The following is a 20,888-nucleotide window of genomic DNA, read 5'->3' as shown; positions in this document are numbered from 1 at the left end:
GTCCTCCAGCGACGCGGGACGGGTCGCGCACGGTCCCTCCCGGCGAACGCGGCACTCGCCGACGACGAACGGATAGACACGTGGAAACCGTTATCGGACAGCTCTTCACCGGGCTCAGTCTCGGTTCGATCCTGCTTCTCGCAGCTCTCGGCCTGTCCCTGACCTTCGGTCAGATGGGCGTGATCAACATGGCCCACGGGTCGTTCATCATGGCCGGGTCCTACACCGCGTACACGGTGCAGGAATACCTGATCTCCAATGCCGGGGTGTCCCTGCTGGTCTCGCTCGTCATCGGGTTCCTCGTCGGCGGCCTGATGGGCGTTCTCCTCGAGGTCACCCTGATCAAGCGGATGTACGACCGCCCACTGGACACACTCCTGGTGACGTTCGGTGTCGGGTTGATCCTCCAGCAGCTCGCCCGCGACATCTTCGGCGCGCCGGCGGTCGACGTCGTCGCACCGTCGTGGTTGTCCGGCGGCGTCGACATCCTCGGCGCGGTCGTCCCGAAGACGCGCCTGTTCATCATGCTGCTGGCCATTGTCGCGGTCACCGCGATCGCGGTGACCATGAAGTACACGCCGATGGGTCGTCGCATCCGCGCCGTCGTCCAGCACCGGGATCTCGCCGAGACGAGCGGGATCTCCAGCCGCCGAACCGACATCACGACGTTCTTCATCGGTTCGGGACTCGCCGGCATCGCCGGGGTCGCACTGACGTTGATCGGCTCCACCAGCTCGAACACCGGGATGACCTATCTGATCGACGCATTCCTGGTCGTCGTCATCGGCGGGCTGGGCCAGATCAAGGGCGCGGTCATCGCGGCCATCGCGCTCGGCGTCCTGAACTCGTTCATCGAATACAACACGACCGCGTCGGTGGCGAAGGTCGCCGTGTTCGTCATCATCGTGATCTTCCTGCAGATCCGGCCGCAGGGGCTGTTCACGGTCCAGTCGAGGAGTCTTGTGTGAAGGACTATTTCAGCAGTTCCTGGAAGGTCTGGGCGGGCTTCGGCGTCGCCGCCATCCTGTTGTTCGCGGTTGCGCCCGCCGTCCTCTCGGACTTCCGTCTCAACCTGCTCGGCAAGTTCCTCTGCTTCGGCATCGTCGCGGTGGGCATCGGCCTGGCCTGGGGTCGTGGTGGCATGCTCACCCTCGGCCAGGGTGTGTACTTCGGGCTGGGTGCGTACATCATGGCAATGCACCTCAAGATCTCCGACGCGGAACTGCGCGGCGACGACGTGCCCGACTTCATGCAGATCGCCGGGATCAGCGAACTGCCCGGGTACTGGAAGCCCTTCGCCTCACCGGTGGTGACGATCCTGGGCATCCTGCTGGTACCGACGTTGCTGGCGATCCTGCTGGGTCTCGGCGTGTTCAAACGGCGCGTCAAGGGTGCCTACTTCGCCATCCTGTCCCAGGCGCTGGCCGCCGCCTTCGCGATCCTGCTCATCGGTCAGCAGACCACCGGTGGCAGCAACGGACTCAACCGTTTTCGCAGCTTCTTCGGGCTCGCCCTGAACGACCCGGTGAACCGGCAGCTGCTGTTCTTCATCACCGCGGCCATCCTGCTCGCCGTCGTGGCGATCACCCGTCAGCTGATGTACAGCCGGTACGGCGAACTGCTGGTCGCCGTCCGCGACCAGGAGGAGCGGGTCCGGTTCCTCGGCTACGACCCGGCCAACACCAAGGTCGTCGCCTACGCCATCGCGGCGTTGTTCGCGAGCATCGCGGGGGCCATGTTCGTTCCCATCGTCGGCATCATCTCGCCCGCCGACGTCGGGATCGTGCCGTCGATCGCCTTCCTGATCGGCGTCGCCATCGGCGGGCGCACAACGCTTCTCGGGCCGGTCCTCGGCGCCATCGCGGTGGCCTGGGCGCAGACCAGTCTGTCGGAGAGCTTCCCGTCCGGCTGGACATACGCGCAGGGAATCCTGTTCATCGTGGTCGTCGGGTTCTTCCCGGCCGGGCTGGCCGGCCTGGGAGCACTGGTCAAGTGGCGCCGGAAGAGAGCACCGGATTCGTCCCCGACCGGCGACATCGACGAACACACCAGCAGCAAGGTAGGAGCGTCGTCATGACCGAAGCAGAATCGACGGTCGTCGGGCACCCGCCGGTCGCCGGCGGCAACGCCGGGATGGACAGCGACTACCTCCAGGTGCGCGGTCTCAGCGTGGAGTTCGACGGTTTCAACGCCGTCTCCGACGTGGATCTCACACTGCTGCAGGGTGATCTGCGGTTCCTGATCGGTCCCAACGGTGCCGGCAAGACCACCATCATCGACGCCATCACCGGCCTGGTGAAGTCCACCGGTTCGATCCAGAAGTCCGGTGTCGAACTGGTCGGCAAGAAGGTGCACCAGATCGCGCGGCTCGGGGTGGGCCGGACCTTCCAGACCGCGAGCGTCTTCGAGGAACTGAGTGTGCTGCAGAACCTCGACATCGCCGCGGGCGCCGGGCGTTCGGTGTGGACGATGCTGCGGCGTCGACCGGCGCAGATCCCCGACTCGATCGCCGAGGCGCTCGAAACCATCGGCCTGCAGGACCTGGCCGACACACCCGCGGGCGTACTGGCCCATGGTCAGAAGCAATGGCTCGAGATCGGGATGCTGCTGGTGCAGAACGCCTCGGTGCTGCTGCTGGACGAGCCGGTCGCCGGGATGAGCCACGAAGAGCGTGAGGAGACCGGAAACCTGTTGCGCCGCATCGGCGGTGAGCGCACCGTCGTGGTCGTCGAGCACGACATGGACTTCATGAGGTCCTTCGCGACGTCGGTCACCGTGCTCGCGCGAGGGCGGGTGCTCGCCGAGGGCACGGTCGCCGAGGTCCAGGCGAACCCGAAGGTCCAGGAGGTGTACCTCGGGACCGCGGCCGGCGGTGAGGAACTCGAGGAGATCGCCGCCGAGGTCGATCCCGGCACGACCGCGACTTCGGCGAGCGGGGCTGCAACGCAACCGATCACGGAGAAGGGCTGAACCATGCTGAAGATCTCCGGAGTCCATGCGGGCTACGGTCGGACCGAGGTGATCCACGGGGTCGACATCGAGGTACCGGCCGACGGCGTCGTCGCGGTGATGGGACACAACGGGGCCGGCAAGACGACCCTGCTGCGCGCGGCCGTCGGGTTGGTGAAGACCACCAAGGGCACCATCACGTTCGACGGCGTCGACATCACCCGGGCGCGTCCGAGCGTACGGGTCGGGCACGGCATCGCCTACGTGCCCCAGGGGCAGCAGAGTTTCGGCCACCTCACCACCGCCGAGAACCTGCAGGTGGTGGCCGACGGCCGCAAACGCGGCAAGGAGCTGGTCGCCGAGATGCTGGACATGTTCCCGGCACTCAAGGAGCTGCTGGGACGACGCGCCGGCCTGTTGTCCGGCGGCCAGCGTCAGCAGCTGGCGATCGCGCGGGCGCTCATCACCGAGCCGCGGATGCTCATCCTCGACGAACCGACCGAGGGCATCCAGCCGTCGGTCGTCGCCGAGATCGAGCAGACCATCACCACGCTCACCCAGCGCGGGGGGCTGGGCGTACTCCTCGTCGAACAGCACATCGGGTTCGCCCTCGAGGCGGCGCAGCGGTACTACGTGCTGGAGAGCGGCCGCGTGACGTCGTCGGGTGAGGGCGGCACGACCGCCGAAAGTGCTGTGCGCGAGGCGATGACGATCTAGTACGACGCGCGGGCCACCTCAGCCGGGCGCCTGCCGGCTGAGGTGTTCCCACTTGTGGTAGTCCCGGTCACGTGCGCGGTCCATCTCGAGCACGTGGTCGAACGACTGGCTGCCGACGATCAGGCGCCGAGGCGGGTCGGGGAGCGCCACGAGTTCCAGGATGACCGGCGCGGCCGTGGTCGGCGGAGGTCCGGCGTCGTCACCCCACGACGATTCCATCTCGGCTCGCAGGTCCCGATACTCCGGCATCGGTTCGGTGTTCGTCGTACCGGCAGTGAACAACCCGGTGTCGTAACCGCCCATCTGCAGGATGGTGACCTTGACGCCGAATTGCTCGGCCTCCATCGCCAGCGCCTCACTGACCGAGTCGAGCGCGGCCTTGCCCGCTCCGTAGAAGCCGACGGTGGCCATTCCTCCGCCGCTGCCCATCGACGTCACCTGCAGCAGGCGTCCGCCGCCGCCGGCGCGCAGGTGGGGCAGCACGGCTTGCGCGACCCAGACGGCACCGAAGAAGTTCAGGTCGAGGTGCGCCCTGATCTGGGCCTCGGTGGCTTCCTCGACCATCCCGTAGAGCATTCCGCCGGCGTTGTTGACGACGATGTCGAGTCGGCCGAACGCGGTGACCGCTGCATCGACGCCGTCGAACACGGCCTGCCGGTCCGTGACGTCGAGCGACAGGGGATGGAGTTGATCGGGATGTCGCGTGGCCAGCGACGCCAGCGGTTCGATGTTGCGGGCGACGGCCACGACCTCGTCGCCGGCGGCAAGTGCCGCTTCGGTGAACGCGCGTCCGAGTCCGCGGGATGCGCCGGTGATGAACCAGACCCGTGCGTCGATCATCGAATTTCCTCCTAAGTAAACGGAACGGTCCGTCTCAGAATGGCTATGGCCAAGTCCGCCTCGCTTGTCAAACGCAACGTCTCGTTTCATGAACTAGGCTCGACCCATGACGACAGCTGCAGGTCCCGATCACTCACGCCGCAGAGAGCGGTCTCGCCAGGCGATCCTCGAAGCGACCCGAGCCCTGGTCGTGGAGCAGTCGTACGACAAGGTCACGGTGGAGGCGATCGCGGCCCGGGCCGGTGTCGGCAAACAGACGATCTATCGACGGTGGCCGTCGAAGAGCGCGGTCGTCTTCGCAGCGGTGCTCGCACTGAGCGAGGGGGCCGACGGGCAGTCGGTCGAACTGCCGGATACCGGAGATCTCGAGGCGGACCTGAAACAGGTCATGCGGGAGACGGTGGCAGAGTTCGCCGATCCGTCCTTCGATCGCCTGATCCGGGCGGTGAACACGGAGATCGCGAATGACGCCGACCTTGCGGCGGAGTACCGGGAGAAGCTGTCGCGACCGCTGGACGACGCCAAGAAGGCTCGGCTTCGCACGGCCGAGCGGGCGGGCCAGCTGCCCCCCGACACCGACCTCGACCTGTTTCTGGAGATGCTCTACGCCCCGTTGTTCCAGCGGTGGTTGCACCGCAGCGGCCCGCTGACCGACATCTACGCCGACGCACTCGTCGAGGCGACGCTCCGGGCCTTCGGAGGGAGATGACGGTCGGCCCGGTCCGCGCCGTCGTCAGTCCAGCCGGACTCCGATCTCGGGGGTGAGTTCGTGCGGCGCGTGGAGGGGGAGATTGTCGCCGCTCCAGAATCGCCCGGGGTCGAACCAGTTGGAGTCCTTGGACGCGTCGAGGATGCCCATCTCCCGATAGGTGATGGCCACCACCTCGGCGCAGTAGGCGGCTTCTAATCCGACGCCCTCGGTGTTCTGGCTTTTCCGTTGCTGCCGTTCGTCGCGTCGTTGACGGACCTTGCGGTCGAGGTAGGGGATGCCCCGGACGAGGTCGGTCGAGTTGGGCACCCGGCCGCGAAACCACCGGCCGGCCAGGCGCGCGGTGGTCGGGAACGGCGTCCCGTCGAGTTCGGCGATCACCTTGAGGAGAGCGTTCTCCTGATCCGGGGAGACCTCCGGCGTGAGCTGTCGGAACCAGCACGCCTGCTTGTAGCGGATCATCCACTGCTCCGCGGCTTCTCGAGCGTCGTGTAGCTGCACGCCGCGATGATTCGATCCGGTCCACACGTCGGTCAGCCGATCGCCGAGCTCTGCGTGCCACAGCAGCGGTGGCAGATCGTCGATGCAGACCGCCATCGCGACATGGTTCACGGGAGCGTTGGTCAGGGTGCGGATGGCCCGGTCCGGTCCGGAATGGCCGCGGAAGAGCCAGATGTCGCCGGTGCGGGTGGCGTCGAGTGCGTCGGTCAACGAGATGCCGGCGTCGGCGCGGTCTCGGCCGAGGAGAATTCTGCTGGTGGGCACGAGAGCAGGCTAATGCGTCCGGAGCACGCACGACGCCCGCGCGACCTATCCTGCCCGCATGAGGAACCTGTGGAAATGGCTGGGATTGGCGGGCGCGGTCGGGGTGGCCACCGGCGGGGTGATGGTCGCGCGTGACCAGCGGCAGCGGAAGTCCTATTCGGCCGACGATGTCCGGGCACGCCTCCATCAGCGGCTCGACGAGACGGAGACTGCGGGTGGCGGAACCGCTGATTCCTGAGGACCGGAGTGGCGGAGCCACTGATTCCTGAGGACCGGAGTGGCGGAGCCACTGATTCCTGAGGACCGGAGTGGCGGAGCCACTGATTCCTGAGGACACTGGACAGCGTTGACCGGCGGCTCGTCAGGGTGGCCGGAGGAAGGAACATCATGACCGACAACAGCGGCTCCGGCGGACCGTTCAATTTCGGCCCCGAGGACTTCGACCGATTTGCGCGCGAGGCCGGTGACGGACTGCGTGACGTGTTCGGCAAGCTCTTCGAGGGGCAGGCCGGACCGGCAGCCTTCTCGATGTTCTTCGACGAGGCCGCCCGCGGCCGCACTCGCACCAAGCCCCGTGAGGAGACCACCGGTGAGGCCGGCTCGGGTGTCTGGGCGGTGTTCGTCGTCGACGACGACGGCGGTGCCCGCGTCGAGCAGGTCTACGCCACCGAACTCGAGGCCCTACGCGCCAACAAGACCAACACCGATCCGCGACGCAACGTGCGGTTCCTGCCGTACGGCATCGCGGTGAGTGCGTTGGACACGACGATCGGGGACAGCGGCGACGACGCCGCGCCCACGCCGTAGACAGCGGCAGACGCAACAAGGCCGGCGAGTCCTGGAAAGGACTCGCCGGCCTCGTCGTGTCGACGACTGCACGGCCTCACGGCACGTGCTGCGCCGGTGCCTGCGTCAGAGGTTGGCGCCGCACACCGGCCAGGCGCCGGGGCCCTGGGTGGCGAGCACGTTCTCCGCGACGCGGATCTGCTCCTCGCGGGAGGCGTCCGCCGGATTGCCGGTTCCGCCGTTGGCCTGCCAGGTGCTCATCGAGAACTGAAGGCCACCGTAGTAGCCGTTGCCGGTGTTGATGGCCCAGTTGCCGCCGCTCTCGCATTGAGCGACCGCGTCCCAGTTGCCGCCTGCTGCGTGCGCGGTGGACGCCAGCATCCCGAAGGGGGCGGCAGTCAGTGCGCCGACGATGGCGGCGCGGGCGACGAGCTTGGTCATGTGGGTCTTGGTCATTCGCATGGTCTTCGTTCCTCCTCACCACCCCGGGGTTGGCAGGGCGGTTGATCTCGGACCGTGGGCGACCATACGGGTTGGGTAACGGCTTGGTCACGTCGAGTCCGTGACCTGGGCGATTCGGATAACGCCGAGATAACGCTGTTAGCTTTACGGCGAATTCGCAGCGCATACCGCAATTCGGCGGGGGCTCGCCGTCGCCGATGTTCGGCCGCGTTCGATGACGAAGGTCACAGCGTGGATGTGGGGCTCGTCACGTCGGCCCCCGGGCGTCGAGCTGGGGTCAGCGCGGAACGACAGCGATACGACCACCGCGGGACGGGGCATACGCCACCCCGCGCGAGAACCAGCGTTCGGACTTGGCGCTGGTCGGCAGCAGTTCGAAGTCCGCCAGCAGTGTCCGCAGGGTCACGTCCATCTCCATGGTCGCGAATGCCGCCCCGATGCACCGCCGTGTGCCGCCGCCGAACGGCAGCCAGGCCGACGGAGGCTTGGTGCCCAGGAAACGGGTCGGGTCGAAGACCTCGGGCCGGGCGAACTCGCTGGTGTCGTCGTGGAGGAGTGCGATCGAGACGAGGACGTTGTATCCCTTCGGGATCCGCCACTCGCCGAGGTCGAGATGGTCGGCGACGACATGCCGGCCGGCGAAGTCGATGACGGGTCGGCTGCGCTGGACCTCCAGGATGGTGACGTGGCGGTAGTCGGAGCCACCGGCGTCCACCTCGGCCACCAGTTCGCGCACCACCTCGGGGTGCCGGCGCAGCCGCTCGAGCGCCCACGCGAGGGTCGTCGCCGTGGTCTCGTGTCCGGCGGCGAGCATCGTGGCCAGTTCCTCGGCGATCTCGTCGTCGGTCATCGGACTGCCGTCGTCGTAGGTGCTGCGCAGCATGATCGCAAGGATGTCGGTGCGCTCATCCAGGCGAGAATCGTTGCGCGCCTTCGTGATCAGCCCGCCGACGTAATCTCGGTAGTCGGCATTGCGTCGCGCGTACCGGTGATTGGGGTCGATCGGCCGGAGAAGGCGTGGGAGTGGGGGTACCGTCGCGGCGCGCGAACCGACGGTCACCATCGGTGGGATCATGTCGCGGAGTCGGTCCAGCTCGCTGCCCTCGGCGCCGAAAACCGCGCGGAGGATGACGTTCAGGGTGATGCGCATCATCGGTTCGATGGAGGCGAACTCGACCCCGGTGGGCCAGGACGCTGATTCGGCGCGAACCTCGTCGACCACCATCTGTTCGTACGACCGAATCGGCTTGCCGTGCAACGGCGGGGTGAGCAGTTTGCGCCGGGCGCGGTGTCGGGCGCCCTCCAGCGCGAACATCGATCCGGTGCCTAGTATGCGGCCGAGGTTGGGCTGGACGTTCTCGACCTGGTCGCCGGCGGTGAACAGCTCGCGCGCCATCGCGGCATCGGAGATGACGACGGAAGGGCCGAAGACGGGCAGGTTCACGGTGAAGGCCGAGCCGTGCCGGTCGTGGAGATATCGAAAGAAATGTCGCCGCGACACGACCGCGCCGAGCCCCTGGATGGTGGACGGGATCGACGTGGAGGGCGGCAGAACCGCCTCACCGCTCAGGGTCGGGGTGTTCACGAGTGAGGTCCTCTCGCCGCAGCGGTGGTACGTGCACGTACCACCCGACGGTACGCTCACGTACCGGTCGAGACAAGGGCCTATGCTCGAAGGCGTGACTGGATCGGGCCCGCTCGCTTCGCTCCCGGCGCCTGCGACGTCGGGCCCGCTCGCTTCGCTCCCGGCGCCCTGGTTGACCTCGTCGGCGGGGGCATCAAGCCGGGACCGGCTGCTCGCGGCGATGCTCGAGTGCATCGTCGAAGCGGGTTACCGCGACACCACGGTCGCCGACATCGTGCGGGTCGCGCGGACCTCGAGGCGGTCGTTCTACCAAGAGTTCGCCGACAAGCAGTCATGCTTCTTCGCGCTGCTGACGGTGACCAACGAGTTCATGATCGCCGAGATCGCGCGGCGCGTGGATGCGGAAGCCTCCATCGAAGAGCAGGTGCGACAAGCGGTGTCGTCATATGTTGCAGCGAGTGAGCGGTATCCGGGTCTGACGCTGAGCTGGATCCGCGAGTTGCCCGCGCTCGGCAGCGCCGCCCAGGCGGTCAAGGACGAGGCCCTGGAAGCGTGGATCGAACTCTTCGTCGGCCTCACCTCGACCCCGACGATGGCCTCGGCGGGGGTGGTGCCGATGGACCGTCAGCGCGCGATCTTCCTGTGGGGTGGCTTCCGTGAGCTGACCGCCGGTGCCGTCGAGTCCGGCGCCCCGCTCGCATCGATCGTCGAGCCGGCGACCGCGGCGTCCCTCGCGCTGGTGACGCCGCGGCCGGTGTGAGGCAGACCCTTCGTGACGGCCCTCCGCAAGCTCCGGGCCTCCTCAGGGAACGGGGACCGGGCTCAGTGCCACGAACCGCGTTGATACTGCGGCGGATACGGCGCCTCGCGCTTGTCGATGCCCAGCTCGTGTGCGGCGCGCAGCGGCCACGACGGCTCCCGCAGCGCGACGCGTCCGAAGAAGACGGCGGTGATGTCGTCGTCGCCGGCGACCTTCTCGGCCTGATCGGGTTCGGTGATGAGGCCGACGGCAGCGGTGGGCACACCCGACTGGCGGTGGATCGACCGGGCGAGGTCGACCTGGTAGCCGGGTCCGACGGGGATGTCGGCGAGGACGTTGCCACCCGAGGAGACGTCCACGAGGTCGACACCGCGGCCGGCGAGGAGGGCGGCGAGACGGGCGGAGTCGTCCACGTCCCACCCACCCTCGGTCCATTCGGTGCCGGACACCCGGACGAACAGCGGCTTCGACGACGGCCACACCGCGCGGACCGCGTCCACGACCTCGAGGGTCAGCCTCGTACGTCCCTCGAAGTCGCCACCGTAGGCGTCGGTGCGCCGGTTCGAGAACGGGGAGAGGAACTGATGCAGCAGGTAGCCGTGCGCTGCGTGGATCTCGACGACGTCGAACCCGGCGTCGTCGGCGCGACGGGCGGCCTGTGCGAACGCGTCCACGACCTCGGCGATCTGCTCGGTCGTCATGGCGGTGGGGGCGGGCAGTCCCTCGAAGGCGTCGTCGGACGGGCCGAATGTCGTCCAGCCGCCGTCGTCGAGCGGAATGGCGCCGGAGCGGTCGTCGAACGGTGCGTAGGTGGAGGCCTTGCGGCCGGCGTGGGCGAGCTGGGTGCCGATGACCGAGCCCTGCGAGTGGACGAAGTCGACGATGCGTCCCCAGGCCGCGGCCTGGTCGTCGTTCCACAGACCGGCGTCGTGTGCGCTGATCCGACCTTCGGGCACCACGGCCGCCGCCTCGGTGAGGATCAGTCCGAAGCCGCCGGCAGCTCGGGAACCGAGATGCGTCAGGTGCCAGTCGGTGGGCACCCCGTCGCCGGCGAAGCAGCTGTACTGGCACATCGGGGCGAGCCAGATCCGGTTGGGGATCGCGACATCGCGGAGGGTGATCGGTTCGAAGAGCGCGGTACTGGTCACGACGAGACACAACGATCGATCCGACGTCGTATTCCCGCGGCACTGCATAGTGTCGGGGCATGACCGAACAAATCCTGCACGAGGCGGTGTCGACGGAGATCGCCGAACCACTCGGGGTGATCACGCTGGGGGACGCGCGGCGTCGTAACCCGTTGTCCACGAGCACGATGCGCGCCATCACCGCCGCCCTTCGGGACTTCGACGACGATCCGCGCGTGCGGGTCATCGTGATCCGGGCGCTCGGACCCGCGTTCTCCGCCGGGCACGACCTCGGTGAACTCGTCGACCGGACCCTCGACGACGAGCGGGCCGTCTTCGCGACGTGCACGGAACTGATGCGGACGGTCCACGAGGTGCGACAGCCCGTCATCGCCGAAGTCGCCGGCATGGCCTTCGCGGCGGGGTGTCAACTGGTCGCGACGTGTGACTTGGCGGTCGCGGGACGCAGCGCGCGGTTCAGCACGCCGGGTGTGCGGATCGGGCTGTTCTGCTCGACTCCGATGGTCGCGCTGTCCCGCGCGATCGGACGCAAACGCGCCATGCACATGCTGCTCACCGGCGAACCCATCGACGCCGGGACCGCCGCGGACTGGGGGCTGCTCAGCGGCGTCGTCGACGACGACGAGCTCGCGAACTCGGTGCGGGAGCTGGCGCTCCACATCGCCGGCTCGAGTGCGCGGACCGTCGCCATCGGCAAGCAGGCGTTCTACCGGCAGGTCGAGCTCGACGAGTCGGCGGCGTATGACGAGATGGGTGAGACGATGGCGACCAATGCGATGACCTGCGATGCGCAGGAGGGTATGTCGGCGTTCCTGCAGAAGCGGAAGCCGGTCTGGACCGACAGCTGAGTCAGGCCCGGACGCCGAATCGCCACCTCCGGAACCGGAAGGTGGCGATTCGGCGATGCGGTCAGGCGTCGATCTGCGCGGTGGCGGTCGCGAAACGGGCGAGATGGGCGTCCGCGGTGCCGAATTCGTACTCGATGGCGGTGAGACGCTTGAAGTAGTGGCCGATGGCCAGCTCTTCGGTCATCCCCATCCCGCCGTGCAACTGCACCGCGTTCTGTCCGATGAACCGGGCGGCGCGACTGACGGTGGCCTTGGCGGCCGAGACCGCCGCCGCCCGTTCCGCCGGGGAGCCCTCGAGGGACAGGACCGCGAAATACTGTGCGGCGACCGACTGTTCGAGCTCGAGATGCATGTCGACCATCCGGTGCTGCAGCACCTGGAAGCTGCCGATCGGGACCCCGAACTGCTCGCGCTGCTTGGAGTACTCGACGGTGTCGGTGAACACCTTGCGCATCAGGCCGACGGCCTCGGAGACGACCGCGGCGGTTGCGGTGTCCCACGCCTTCTCGAGGATCTCGATGGCGTTCTCGTCGGCGATGAGCGCGTCGCCGGGCAGGCGCACGTCGGTGAACGTGATGTCGGCGGCCTGGCGGTCGTCGATGGTGCGCAGCTTGTGCAGCTCGAGACCCGTCGGCCCGCTGTCGGCGAGATCGATCAGGAACAGCGAGACGCCGGCGGGATCGTGGGGTTCGCCTGCTGTGCGGGCACTGACGATCAGGTAGTCGGCGAGCGGCGCCGTGGTGACGACGGCCTTGGTGCCGTTGAGCACCCACTCGTCGCCGTCCCGGTCGGCGGAGGTCTCGATGCGGGAGAGGACCCCGCCCGAGCCGTCCTCGAGCGCGGCGAGTGCACTGAGCGCCTCGCCCTCGGCGATGCGACCGGCGGCCTCGAGGGCGACCGGGTTGCCGGTCGCGTGCAGCAGGCCCGCACCGAGCACGACCGTGTCGACGAACGGCTCGACCACGAGGGCGTGCCCGAGCGCTTCGGTGACGACCATCAGTTCTTCGGGGCCGCCGCCGAATCCGCCGATGTCCTCCGGCAGACAGGCGCCGACGACCCCGAGGTCCTCGACGAAGGCCTTCCAGATCTTCGGCTGCCAGCCCTCGCCGACCTTCGCGGCGTCGCGGCTGACCTGCAGGTCGTACCGCGCGTCGAGGAACTTGTCGAGACCGTCGGACAGCAGTTGCTGTTCGGGTGTGAGTGTGAAGTCCATTGGTTATCTCCTGTGACCCGTCAGAGACCCAGAGCCGCTTTGGCGAGGATGTTTCGTTGAATTTCGTTGCTGCCGGCGTAGATCGAGCCCGCGCGGTCGTTGAAGTAGTGCAGCGGCGCGACGGCCTGCCACGGTTCGCCGCTGACGTAGCCGTCGGTGGGCGGGGTGTACTGGAAGATGGGTCCGCCCGGCTTCGTGGCGTGGGGCTGGAAGACGCGTCCGTGCGGGCCCGCGGCCTCCAGGCTGAGGGTCGTGATCTCCTGGCTCAGTTCGGTGCCGAGGATCTTCAGCATCGACGCGATGGAACCGGGGTCCTTGCCCGAACTCATCGCGGCGAGCGCGCGGTACTCGAGGACCTCGAGGATCTTCGCGCGCACCTGCAGGTCGGTGAGCTTGGCCGCGAAGGCCGGATCCTCCGACAGCGGGCCGCCGTTCGGCGCCGTCACCGACGCCGCGTCCCGGCCGAGCTGCTCGGCCATGACCTGCAGCGCCGGGGCGGCCGCGCCGCCACCACGCTCGAAGACGAGCAGGTACTTCGCGACGGTCCACCCCTCGTCGATCTTGCCGAGGACGTTCTTCTTGGGCACGCGCACGCCGTCGAAGAAGACCTGCGCCTGCACCTGCTCGCCGGACGCGAACACGAGGTTCTGCACCTCGATGCCCGGCGAGTTCATGTCGATGAGCACGAACGTGATGCCCTGCTGCTTGCGTTCCTGGCGCGAGGTCCGCACGAGGCAGAAGATCCAGTTCGCCTCGGAGGCGTGGGTGGTCCAGATCTTGGAACCGGTGACGACGAGGTCGTCGCCGTCGTCGACCGCGGCCATCGACAGCGACGCGAGGTCCGAGCCGGACTCCGGCTCGGAGTAGCCCTGGCAGAAGAAGACGCTGCCGTCGAGGATGCCCGGCAGGAAGAAGTTCTTCTGCTCGTCGGTGCCGAACGCCATGATCGCGTGCGACACCATGCGGATGCCCATCGGCGACAGCGACGGCGCGCCGGCGAGGATCGACTCACGGCTGAAGATGTAGTGCTGGGATTGCGACCAGTCGCATCCGCCGTACTGCACCGGCCACGCGGGAGCGGCCCAGCCACGCTCGTGCAGGATCGCCTGCCACTCCATCGAGGCCTCGTGGTCGGAGTAGACGCTGGTGCGCAGCGTGCCCGCCGCGCGTAGTTCGGGGGTCAGTTTCTCGTCGAGGAACGCGCGGACCTCGTCGCGAAACGCAGCGTCGTCCGGAGACCAGTTCATGTCCATGAGCGGTGCGCAACCTATCTGTAAACGGTTGTGGTCAGATTGGGGTCGAAAGGGAATCTACCCAATGATCGGCGCGGTGCGTAGCCCGCCTCACGTTTCCGGTTCCAGTGTGACGCCCGGGGCCGATCCGGGTGGCGGATCCTCACCCTTCGTGCCCGTGGTCTTCGCGGGTTCTCTCGTGTCGTCGTCGGAGGTTCCCGCCTCGGCCGGGTCCGGGCTCTTCGGCTGCCCGCCCGACGACAGCAGCACGTCTGCCCAGCGGGTGGCGGGGTCGATGTCGATGAGCAAGGCCTTGGCGAGCAGGGTCAGCGGCACCGCGAGGATCGCGCCAAGCGGCCCGATCGCCCAGGCCCAGAAGAGCAGGGACAGGAAGGTCAGGGTGGTCGACAACCCGACCGCGTCGCCGACGAATTTCGGTTGGATGACCGACTGGATGATGACGTTGATCGCGCTGTAGACGACGATGACGACGATCATCTTCGTGGGCCCCCCGACGAGGAGCCCGAGCAGCGCGGGTGGGACCAGACCGATGATGAAGCCGACGTTCGGGATGTAGTTGGTGATGAACGACAGCAGGCCCCAGAGGATGGGGAGCGGGATGGACAGCAACGCGAGGGCCACGCTGTCGAGCACGGCGACGATCAGGCCGAAGACCGTCGACACCCACAGATAGCTGCGTGTCCCCTGCGAGAACGAACGGAAGGCCGATGCGATGTCGGGGCGCATCCGGTCCAGGATGTTCATCCGGTCGTCGAAGCCGACCGAGTCCGCGGCCATGAACAGCAGCAGGGCGAGGACGAGCACGAGCGCCGAGGCCACGCTGAACGTGCTGCTCAGCACGTCGGTCACGGCACCCACGACCTTGCTGGTGTCGACATGGGAGATCATGTCCTGCACCTTGTCGTGGCTGACGCCGTGGCTGGTGAGGAAGTTCTGGAAGCCGGTGACGAGGTCGTCGAACTTGTCGTCGTACTGCGGCAGGATCGATGCCAGGCGCGCGACGGAGAACACCAGCGCCGCGAACAGCCCGATGAGGATTCCGTAGACGAGGAGCACCGTCGTCACGAAGGCGGCCCACCGCGGGAAGCCCTTCTTGCGCAACCAGTTCGGGACCGGCTGGACGGCGACGGTGAGCATCAGCGCGAGAAAGACCGGCCCGACCAGCGACGCCACCGACTTGATGCCGCCGATGGCGACGACGAGGCCGGCGATCGTGAGGAGCACGATCGTGCCCCGCGGCAGTGTCCAGTCGGGGGGATCGACCCGGTACGACGGTGGTGGGGGTGTGCGTTTGGAGGACTTGGTTCCGCGTGCCTCACTGCTACCGGACATGGTGTGCCGCCTTTCTGGACACGACTGTTACGTCGAAACAGCGGCCACCCACACGCGGGAGCGCGCGGAGTGGCCGCCGTCAAGTGTTCAGCATCCGACGACCGTGCGCGCGTCTTCCGTGCGCTTTCGTCTTCGATGAGTCTCTAGTGGCCTTTCCAGTTCGGCGTCCGCTTCATCACGAACGCCATGATCCCTTCGAGGGTGTCGCCGCTGATCACGAGCGAGTCGAGCACCGAGGTGCTGGCGTGGACGGCGTCGACGGTGTCGGTGATGGCGTCGGACTGCTCCATGGTGGCGATCGACGCCCGTACCGACGTCGGAGAGGCGGCCAGGATCTCCTCGGCCACGCCGCGTGCGGTCTCGAGAACCTTTCCGGCCGGGGCGATCCGGCTCACCAGTCCGGCGGAGGCGGCCTCGGCGGCGGAGATCCGACGCCCGGTCAGGATCATGTCGCGTGCGAGCGCGGGCGGGATCATCCGCGGCAGGCGGACCAGACCACCCGCGGCGGCCGCCAAACCCACCTTCACCTCGGGCAGTCCGAACGACGCGTCCTCGTCGGCCACGACGATGTGACAGGCCATCGCGATCTCGCAGCCGCCGCCGAGCGCGAAGCCGTTGACCGCCGCGATCACCGGTTTGGGCAGGCTGCGCCGCGAGGTGAGTCCGGCGAACCCGTTCTTCGGCACCGACAGGGCGGCGGGGCCCGCGGTCGCCGCGAGATCGTTGCCCGCCGAGAAGGCCTTGTCGCCCTTGCCCGTCAAGATCGCCACCCACAGGTCGGGATCGGCGAAGTAGGCCTCGAAGATCGAATCGAGTTCGGCGTTCGCGGCGGGGTTCAACGCGTTGCGCGCATCGGGCCGGTTGATGGTCACCTCGAGCAGCCGGCCGTCGCGACGGATCTCGACGTGCTCGTAGGAGTCGCGGAACGCCGGCGCGACGACCGGATGCCGGGAGTTCATGGCCGCGGCGGTCAGGGCCACCCGATTGCCCTTGTCGAAGGACCGCACGACGATCGGCGTGCCGACGGGGTCGTCGGAGGTGAGGAGGAGGTCGAAGAGTTCGTCGTCGTCGGAATCGAGATTGGCCACGAAGCGGGCGCCGAGTCCCTCCGGAACGGTCGGGTCGACCAGCCGGCCGATGACCACACCGGTGCGGCGGCCGTTCTTCTGCGGGATGACCGTGTAGGTCTCGATGATCGCGGCGCCGTCGGCGTCGGCGATCGTGGGAACGGTCGGTACCGCGTCGAGCTCGGCCTGGACCGGACTGCTGGTGTCCGGGCGCCACGGTGCCGGCGTCGTCGAATAGACACCCGCGGCATGCTTGCTCAGCACACCACCGTTGGCGACGACGAGACCGTAGTCACCCGGCGATCGCCGGACGCGGGTGACGACTTCGGCGATCGCGTGGAGCGAGTAGTTGTTGCCCGGCCCGCCGAAGAACGGCAGGCCACCCGTCAGGGTCAGTCCGCGCGGATCGTCGGGCGACATGCCGATCCCGTCGAGGACGTTGAACACCGCGATCGGGAAGCAGCTGTAGATGTCGACCACGGAGATGTCGTCGAGCCCGATCCTGGCGACCTGCAGCGCATGCCGCACCGCCGCGGGAGCCGCAGGAGCGGAGGACAATTCGGGGCGAGCCAGGACCGGGCGTTCCACCGTCGACGAATGACCGTGCAGGAAAACCCATTTCGCGGGGTCGATGCCGGCGGCCTGCGCGGCCCGCACCGACATCACGACCACGGCTGCGGCCTGGTTGACCTGATCGCGCGCCACGATGTACCGGGTGAACGGATCGGACACGATCCGGTTCTCGGGGGTGACGGTGACGAGTTCGTCGGCGGTGCGCGCCGTCGGGGCGGCCGAGTGCGGGTTGGCGGCGGCGACCTCGGTGAACGGCGCGAACAACTCACCCATCGTGGCGATGTAGGCGTCGCGGCCCAGGCCGGAGGCGTGCCGGCGGGCGTTCTCCAGCAGGGCGTACTGCGGCAACACCGACGCGAGGCCGTGCCGCATCTCGGCTACCGAGATGATGCCCTTGAGCCCGAAGCCGCGGTCCTCGAGCTGTCCACCGACCTCCTCGGCGAAGCTCGGGCGCTGGTGCTCCGGCTGTGACATGAGGTGGCGGACCGTCGACATCACCTCGGCGCCGAACACCACGGCCCCCTCGGAGTCGCCGGCGGCGATGGCCGCCGCGAGTTCGGTGAGCATCGTCTGCGGGGTCTGGCCGCCGGTCACGGCCTGCACGGCGCGGCGTGGGTCCACCCCGATCCGGTTGCCGACCGCGCGCGGCATGTTGTCCGGTCGGCCCAGCGGTGACGACGACAACGGGCTCGAGATCTCGAACGAGCGGATCGCGGCGATCGTGTCGATCGACCCGGCGACGTCGCCTCCGGAGTCGGCGAATGCGGCGGTCACCGCCCGGGCGGCGAGGTCGGCCTCGCCGAGCGCCTCGTATCCGGGATCGGTCAGGCGTTCCGATGCCTGGCCCACGCCGACGACGACGGGGGTGGTCGGATCGATATCAACGAGCGTTGTTGGCATACCAAACATTGACACATGGCGTGACCGGGGTCTCATCGGAGGTGGCCGACGAGCGTCGGAGCGCCAGTGTGCGGTGCACGCGCCCAGAACGTCAGCGTTGCGGTCAGCGCGGTTGCAACCGTGGTCGGCCGGTGCCGGGCCGACCAGACTGTCGCCGACCAGTCTGCGATCGAAAGGACCCCCGATGACGTCCACTGTGCCGTCCACCGAGCAAACTAACCGGCCCGCCACCGGAACGACGGACGAGCGTCTCGACGAGGTGTTCGCACCGATCTTCGCCCGGATCGCCGAAGGCGCCGTGCAGCGCGAGGACGACCGCAGGCTTGCATACGACGAGGTCTCGTGGCTACGGGAGGCGAAGTTCGGCGCGTTGCGCGTGCCGGTGGAATTCGGCGGTTATGGCGCGTCGATCCGTCAGCTGTTCCGGTTGCTCATCGATCTGGCCGCCGCGGAGTCCAATCTCCCGCAGGCCCTGCGGGTGCACTGGTCGTTCGTCGAGGACCAGCTCGCCGCCCTCCCGGACGAGGCTGCGCAGCAGTGGTTGCGCAAGGTCGGCGAGGGGACGCTGGTCGGCAACGCGATCACCGAGCCCGGCGTCGGCGCCATCGACCGGTATCAGACGCGCCTGACCCCGGATCCGGCGAGCGCCGGCGGCAGCGGGTTCCGGCTCGACGGCACCAAGTACTACAGCACCGGCAGCCTCTACTCCGACCACATCCTCGTCGCCGCCGACCAAGACGGTGAGCGGGTCTCGGTACTCGTCGACGCCGACGCCGACGGCGTCACCCAGCACGACGACTGGGACGGCTTCGGTCAGCGCCTGACCGCCAGCGGCACCACCGAGTTCGCGAATGTCGAGGTGCCGGCCGAGCGTGTCCTCGGCCCGGGGTACGGCGGGGAGGGGCGCACGTACGCGACGTCGTATCTGCAACTCGTGCAGCTCTCGGTGCTCGCGGGTATCGCGGCACGCGCCACCGACGACGTCGTGGAGTGGGTGCGCAACCGCACTCGCACCTTCACGCATTCGACCGCCGACCTGCCGCGCCATGATCCGTTGGTGCAGCAGGTGATCGGCCGGTTGTCGGCGGCGGCCTACACCGCGCGCACGCTGGTCCTCGACATCGCCGACGAGCTCGACGAGCTCGCGCTCGCCGGCTGGGAGGACGCCGCGCTCCTCGACCGCGTCGAATTCGATGTCGCCCGTGCCCAGGCCGCCGTCATCCCCGCCGTGCTCGACGCGACCACGCAGCTCTTCGAGGTCGGCGGCGCGTCGATCACCTCCGAGCGTCTGCGCCTGGATCGCCACTGGCGCAACGCCCGGGTGATCTCGGTGCACAACCCGCTGATCTTCAAGCTGCAGGCGGTCGGCGACCACGTGCTCAACGGCACCGACCTGCCGTACGCCTGGAGCGCCGGACAGAAGTAGCACGCCGTGCCGCTACGCTGGCGGCCATGCACCGGATGGCCGCGGCGGACGCGGTGTCGTACTGGATGTCGCAGCGCATCCCGAACGACGAGTTCCTGGTGTATTGCTTTGCCGCGCCGCGCGGTTCGATCGAGGACTGCGCGGCGCGACTCCGGCTGCGGGCGGCGCACGTCGACGATCTGTGCCTCCGGATACGAGATGTCCCGGGCACCGCCGACCGCCCGTATTGGGAATCCGTCCGGCCCGCCGACGACCAGGTCCGCGTGGACGCGTCGAGCCGCACGTGGTCGTCGTGTCTGACGGAGATCGCCGGGCTCATCGCCCAGCCGCTCGATCCCACGAGGGAGGCGTGGCGGGCGCACCTCTTCGGTCCGGTCGCCGACGTCCCGGCAGCGACGGGTCCGGTGGTCGTCGTCGTGCTCCAGGTCTGTCACGCCCTGGGTGACGGGCGTCGGATGTCGCGGATCGCGCGCGACTGGTTCACGGCTCCCGCCACCCCACGACGACCGCTGTCCGAGGTGCGTTCACCCTTCCGCGAGCTGATGGTCGACGCCGGTACGGCGCTCGGCGGAGTGCTTCGATTCCCCGGCGAGTTCGTCACGACAGCGTGGCGAGGGGTTCGCGCGGCGCGGCTCGCCGCGGCATCCGTGCCGGGCACGGCGGGATATGCGCCGACTCGGTTGAACGTCCCGCCCGGACCGCGGCGGACCCTGCGTGTGCTGGTCGTCGCGCGTGATCAACTCAGCGGCCCCGGAGTACCGGTCACGGTCGCCGTACTCACCGCGATCTCGGTGGCGCTCCCAGAGTATCTGGGGGACGGGAATCGACGATACGGCGCGGAGCTGACGGTCGGGCGCGGCGGAGAACGTCGAGCGCGAAATCACTTTCGCAATGCGGGGATCGATCTGCACATCGACACCGACGATCTGGGCGAGCGCGCACGACTCATCGGCGCCGAGATCGCCGCCGCACGCGCGGCCGAGGCGGAACCGCTGCGGGTCGCGCAGCGTCGGGCGTCGGAGTCGACACCGGCGATCCTGACCCGATGGGGGATCCGATCCTTCGATCTCGACACCCCGCCGGCGACGGTCACCGGCGTCACCGTGGTCTCGTCGGTGAACCGCGGAGCCGCCGATTTCGAACTCGATGGAGGCGAGATCCTCTTCAGCACAGGGTTTCCCGCGCTGTCGCCGGCTCAGGGACTGACTCACGGCGTACACGGGATCGGCGACCGGATCGCGATCTCGGTGACCACGAGCCCGGATGTCGTGAACGATGTGGACCGGTACGTGGAACTGCTCGCGCGAGCGCTGGGTGGCTGACTGCGCGCCGCGGCGGCCCCTCCGCTCTACACCGAAAGAACCCCAGACCCAGTTGCGGAGGGCGCGTCTACGCCTGCTCCCTGAGGAGCGCCCGGAGCTTGCGGAGGGCGCGTCACGAAGGGTCTTCGCAACCCGACTCACCATGACCCTTCGTGACGCTCGCAAGCTCGCTCCTCAGAGAACAGTAGAAGGGCTCGCTCTGCGCACAACGGTTCTTTCGTGATCCACGACGG

At 68.2% G+C, this 20,888-nt stretch carries 20 protein-coding genes; 11 read left to right on the top strand and 9 right to left on the bottom strand.

Translation table 11 applies throughout. The features are described from left to right. The first annotated feature begins 80 nt into the window (after positions 1-80). The 4 genes from urtB to urtE are packed head-to-tail and all read left to right on the top strand — an operon-like array spanning position 81 to position 3,666. Positions 81-968 (top strand): urea ABC transporter permease subunit UrtB, encoded by an 888-nt coding sequence (gene urtB, locus GR168_RS16225; protein WP_058252491.1) that lies wholly within the window; start codon positions 81-83, stop codon positions 966-968. Continuing rightward, positions 965-2,077 carry an urea ABC transporter permease subunit UrtC gene (urtC, locus tag GR168_RS16220; protein ID WP_068970914.1) on the top strand — a complete coding sequence of 371 codons (1,113 nt, stop codon included), beginning with the start codon at positions 965-967 and terminating at the stop codon, positions 2,075-2,077. The genes urtB and urtC overlap by 4 nt, the downstream gene beginning before the upstream one ends. After that, the gene (urtD, locus tag GR168_RS16215) at positions 2,074-2,970 is read left to right on the top strand and encodes an urea ABC transporter ATP-binding protein UrtD (RefSeq protein WP_238994914.1); all 897 of its coding nucleotides are present in this window, start codon (positions 2,074-2,076) and stop codon (positions 2,968-2,970) included. The genes urtC and urtD overlap by 4 nt, the downstream gene beginning before the upstream one ends. 3 nt (positions 2,971-2,973) lie before the next feature. After that, positions 2,974-3,666: an urea ABC transporter ATP-binding subunit UrtE gene (urtE, locus tag GR168_RS16210; protein WP_065631048.1), complete on the top strand. Its 693-nt coding sequence runs from the start codon at positions 2,974-2,976 to the stop codon at positions 3,664-3,666. Between the two features lie 18 nt (positions 3,667-3,684). On the opposite strand, the gene GR168_RS16205 is transcribed toward urtE, so the two are convergent. Then, positions 3,685-4,506 carry an SDR family NAD(P)-dependent oxidoreductase gene (locus GR168_RS16205; protein WP_065631047.1) on the bottom strand — a complete coding sequence of 274 codons (822 nt, stop codon included), beginning with the start codon at positions 4,504-4,506 and terminating at the stop codon, positions 3,685-3,687. A 106-nt stretch (positions 4,507-4,612) separates the two neighbouring features. On the opposite strand from GR168_RS16205, the gene GR168_RS16200 reads away from it, so the two are divergent. Further along, on the top strand, positions 4,613-5,215 hold the full coding sequence (locus GR168_RS16200; RefSeq protein WP_065631046.1) for a TetR/AcrR family transcriptional regulator: 603 nt from the start codon (positions 4,613-4,615) through the stop codon (positions 5,213-5,215). A 24-nt stretch (positions 5,216-5,239) separates the two neighbouring features. Here GR168_RS16200 and GR168_RS16195 read toward each other — a convergent pair whose 3' ends face one another. Further along, a complete protein-coding gene (locus GR168_RS16195) occupies positions 5,240-5,980 on the bottom strand; it encodes a guanylate cyclase (protein WP_065631045.1) in 741 nt (246 codons plus the stop codon). A 58-nt stretch (positions 5,981-6,038) separates the two neighbouring features. Between GR168_RS16195 and GR168_RS16190 the strand changes: the two genes are divergently transcribed. Together GR168_RS16190 and GR168_RS16185 are read left to right on the top strand one after the other, a co-directional pair. Further along, positions 6,039-6,218 carry a hypothetical protein gene (locus tag GR168_RS16190; RefSeq protein ID WP_065631044.1) on the top strand — a complete coding sequence of 60 codons (180 nt, stop codon included), beginning with the start codon at positions 6,039-6,041 and terminating at the stop codon, positions 6,216-6,218. Positions 6,219-6,367: 149 nt separating this feature from the next. Then, positions 6,368-6,787 carry a hypothetical protein gene (locus tag GR168_RS16185; RefSeq protein ID WP_058252499.1) on the top strand — a complete coding sequence of 140 codons (420 nt, stop codon included), beginning with the start codon at positions 6,368-6,370 and terminating at the stop codon, positions 6,785-6,787. A 105-nt stretch (positions 6,788-6,892) separates the two neighbouring features. Here the strand turns inward: GR168_RS16185 and GR168_RS16180 are convergent, their stop codons facing one another. Further along, complete coding sequence (locus tag GR168_RS16180; RefSeq protein ID WP_058252500.1) at positions 6,893-7,228, bottom strand: transglycosylase family protein; 336 nt, start codon at positions 7,226-7,228, stop codon at positions 6,893-6,895. A gap of 277 nt (positions 7,229-7,505) precedes the next feature. Then, on the bottom strand, positions 7,506-8,813 hold the full coding sequence (locus GR168_RS16175) for a cytochrome P450 (protein WP_159371205.1): 1,308 nt from the start codon (positions 8,811-8,813) through the stop codon (positions 7,506-7,508). A gap of 82 nt (positions 8,814-8,895) precedes the next feature. Here GR168_RS16175 and GR168_RS16170 point away from each other — a divergent pair, with 82 nt between their 5' ends. Further along, entirely contained in the window at positions 8,896-9,573 is a 678-nt protein-coding gene (locus GR168_RS16170) for a TetR/AcrR family transcriptional regulator (protein WP_159371204.1), read from the top strand. A 62-nt stretch (positions 9,574-9,635) separates the two neighbouring features. On the opposite strand, the gene GR168_RS16165 is transcribed toward GR168_RS16170, so the two are convergent. After that, positions 9,636-10,721 carry an NADH:flavin oxidoreductase/NADH oxidase gene (locus GR168_RS16165; RefSeq protein ID WP_159371203.1) on the bottom strand — a complete coding sequence of 362 codons (1,086 nt, stop codon included), beginning with the start codon at positions 10,719-10,721 and terminating at the stop codon, positions 9,636-9,638. Between the two features lie 59 nt (positions 10,722-10,780). On the opposite strand from GR168_RS16165, the gene GR168_RS16160 reads away from it, so the two are divergent. Beyond that, the gene (locus GR168_RS16160) at positions 10,781-11,569 is read left to right on the top strand and encodes an enoyl-CoA hydratase (RefSeq protein WP_159371202.1); all 789 of its coding nucleotides are present in this window, start codon (positions 10,781-10,783) and stop codon (positions 11,567-11,569) included. A 61-nt stretch (positions 11,570-11,630) separates the two neighbouring features. On the opposite strand, the gene GR168_RS16155 is transcribed toward GR168_RS16160, so the two are convergent. The 4 genes from GR168_RS16155 to GR168_RS16140 all read right to left on the bottom strand — a co-directional run bounded on the left by GR168_RS16155 (position 11,631) and on the right by GR168_RS16140 (position 17,907). Beyond that, positions 11,631-12,782, bottom strand: a complete 1,152-nt coding sequence (locus tag GR168_RS16155; protein WP_159371201.1) for an acyl-CoA dehydrogenase family protein — start codon at positions 12,780-12,782, stop codon at positions 11,631-11,633. 20 nt (positions 12,783-12,802) lie between these two features. Beyond that, positions 12,803-14,035, bottom strand: a complete 1,233-nt coding sequence (locus GR168_RS16150; protein ID WP_159371200.1) for an acyl-CoA dehydrogenase family protein — start codon at positions 14,033-14,035, stop codon at positions 12,803-12,805. Positions 14,036-14,125: 90 nt separating this feature from the next. Next, a complete protein-coding gene (locus tag GR168_RS16145; protein ID WP_159371199.1) occupies positions 14,126-15,367 on the bottom strand; it encodes an AI-2E family transporter in 1,242 nt (413 codons plus the stop codon). 143 nt (positions 15,368-15,510) lie between these two features. Then, positions 15,511-17,907: an acetyl-CoA acetyltransferase gene (locus GR168_RS16140; RefSeq protein WP_159371198.1), complete on the bottom strand. Its 2,397-nt coding sequence runs from the start codon at positions 17,905-17,907 to the stop codon at positions 15,511-15,513. A gap of 184 nt (positions 17,908-18,091) precedes the next feature. Here GR168_RS16140 and GR168_RS16135 point away from each other — a divergent pair, with 184 nt between their 5' ends. Both GR168_RS16135 and GR168_RS16130 read left to right on the top strand, forming a co-directional pair. Beyond that, on the top strand, positions 18,092-19,333 hold the full coding sequence (locus tag GR168_RS16135; RefSeq protein WP_159371197.1) for an acyl-CoA dehydrogenase family protein: 1,242 nt from the start codon (positions 18,092-18,094) through the stop codon (positions 19,331-19,333). Positions 19,334-19,359: 26 nt separating this feature from the next. Beyond that, entirely contained in the window at positions 19,360-20,655 is a 1,296-nt protein-coding gene (locus tag GR168_RS16130; protein WP_159371196.1) for a WS/DGAT domain-containing protein, read from the top strand. Positions 20,656-20,888: the final 233 nt, after the last annotated feature.

This window comes from Gordonia sp. JH63 (assembly GCF_009856645.1).
In the GTDB taxonomy this organism is placed as follows: Bacteria; Actinomycetota; Actinomycetes; order Mycobacteriales; family Mycobacteriaceae; genus Gordonia; species Gordonia hongkongensis.
Note: the sequence above shows the minus strand (reverse complement) of the source record. Positions and strands in the feature narration are given on the sequence as shown.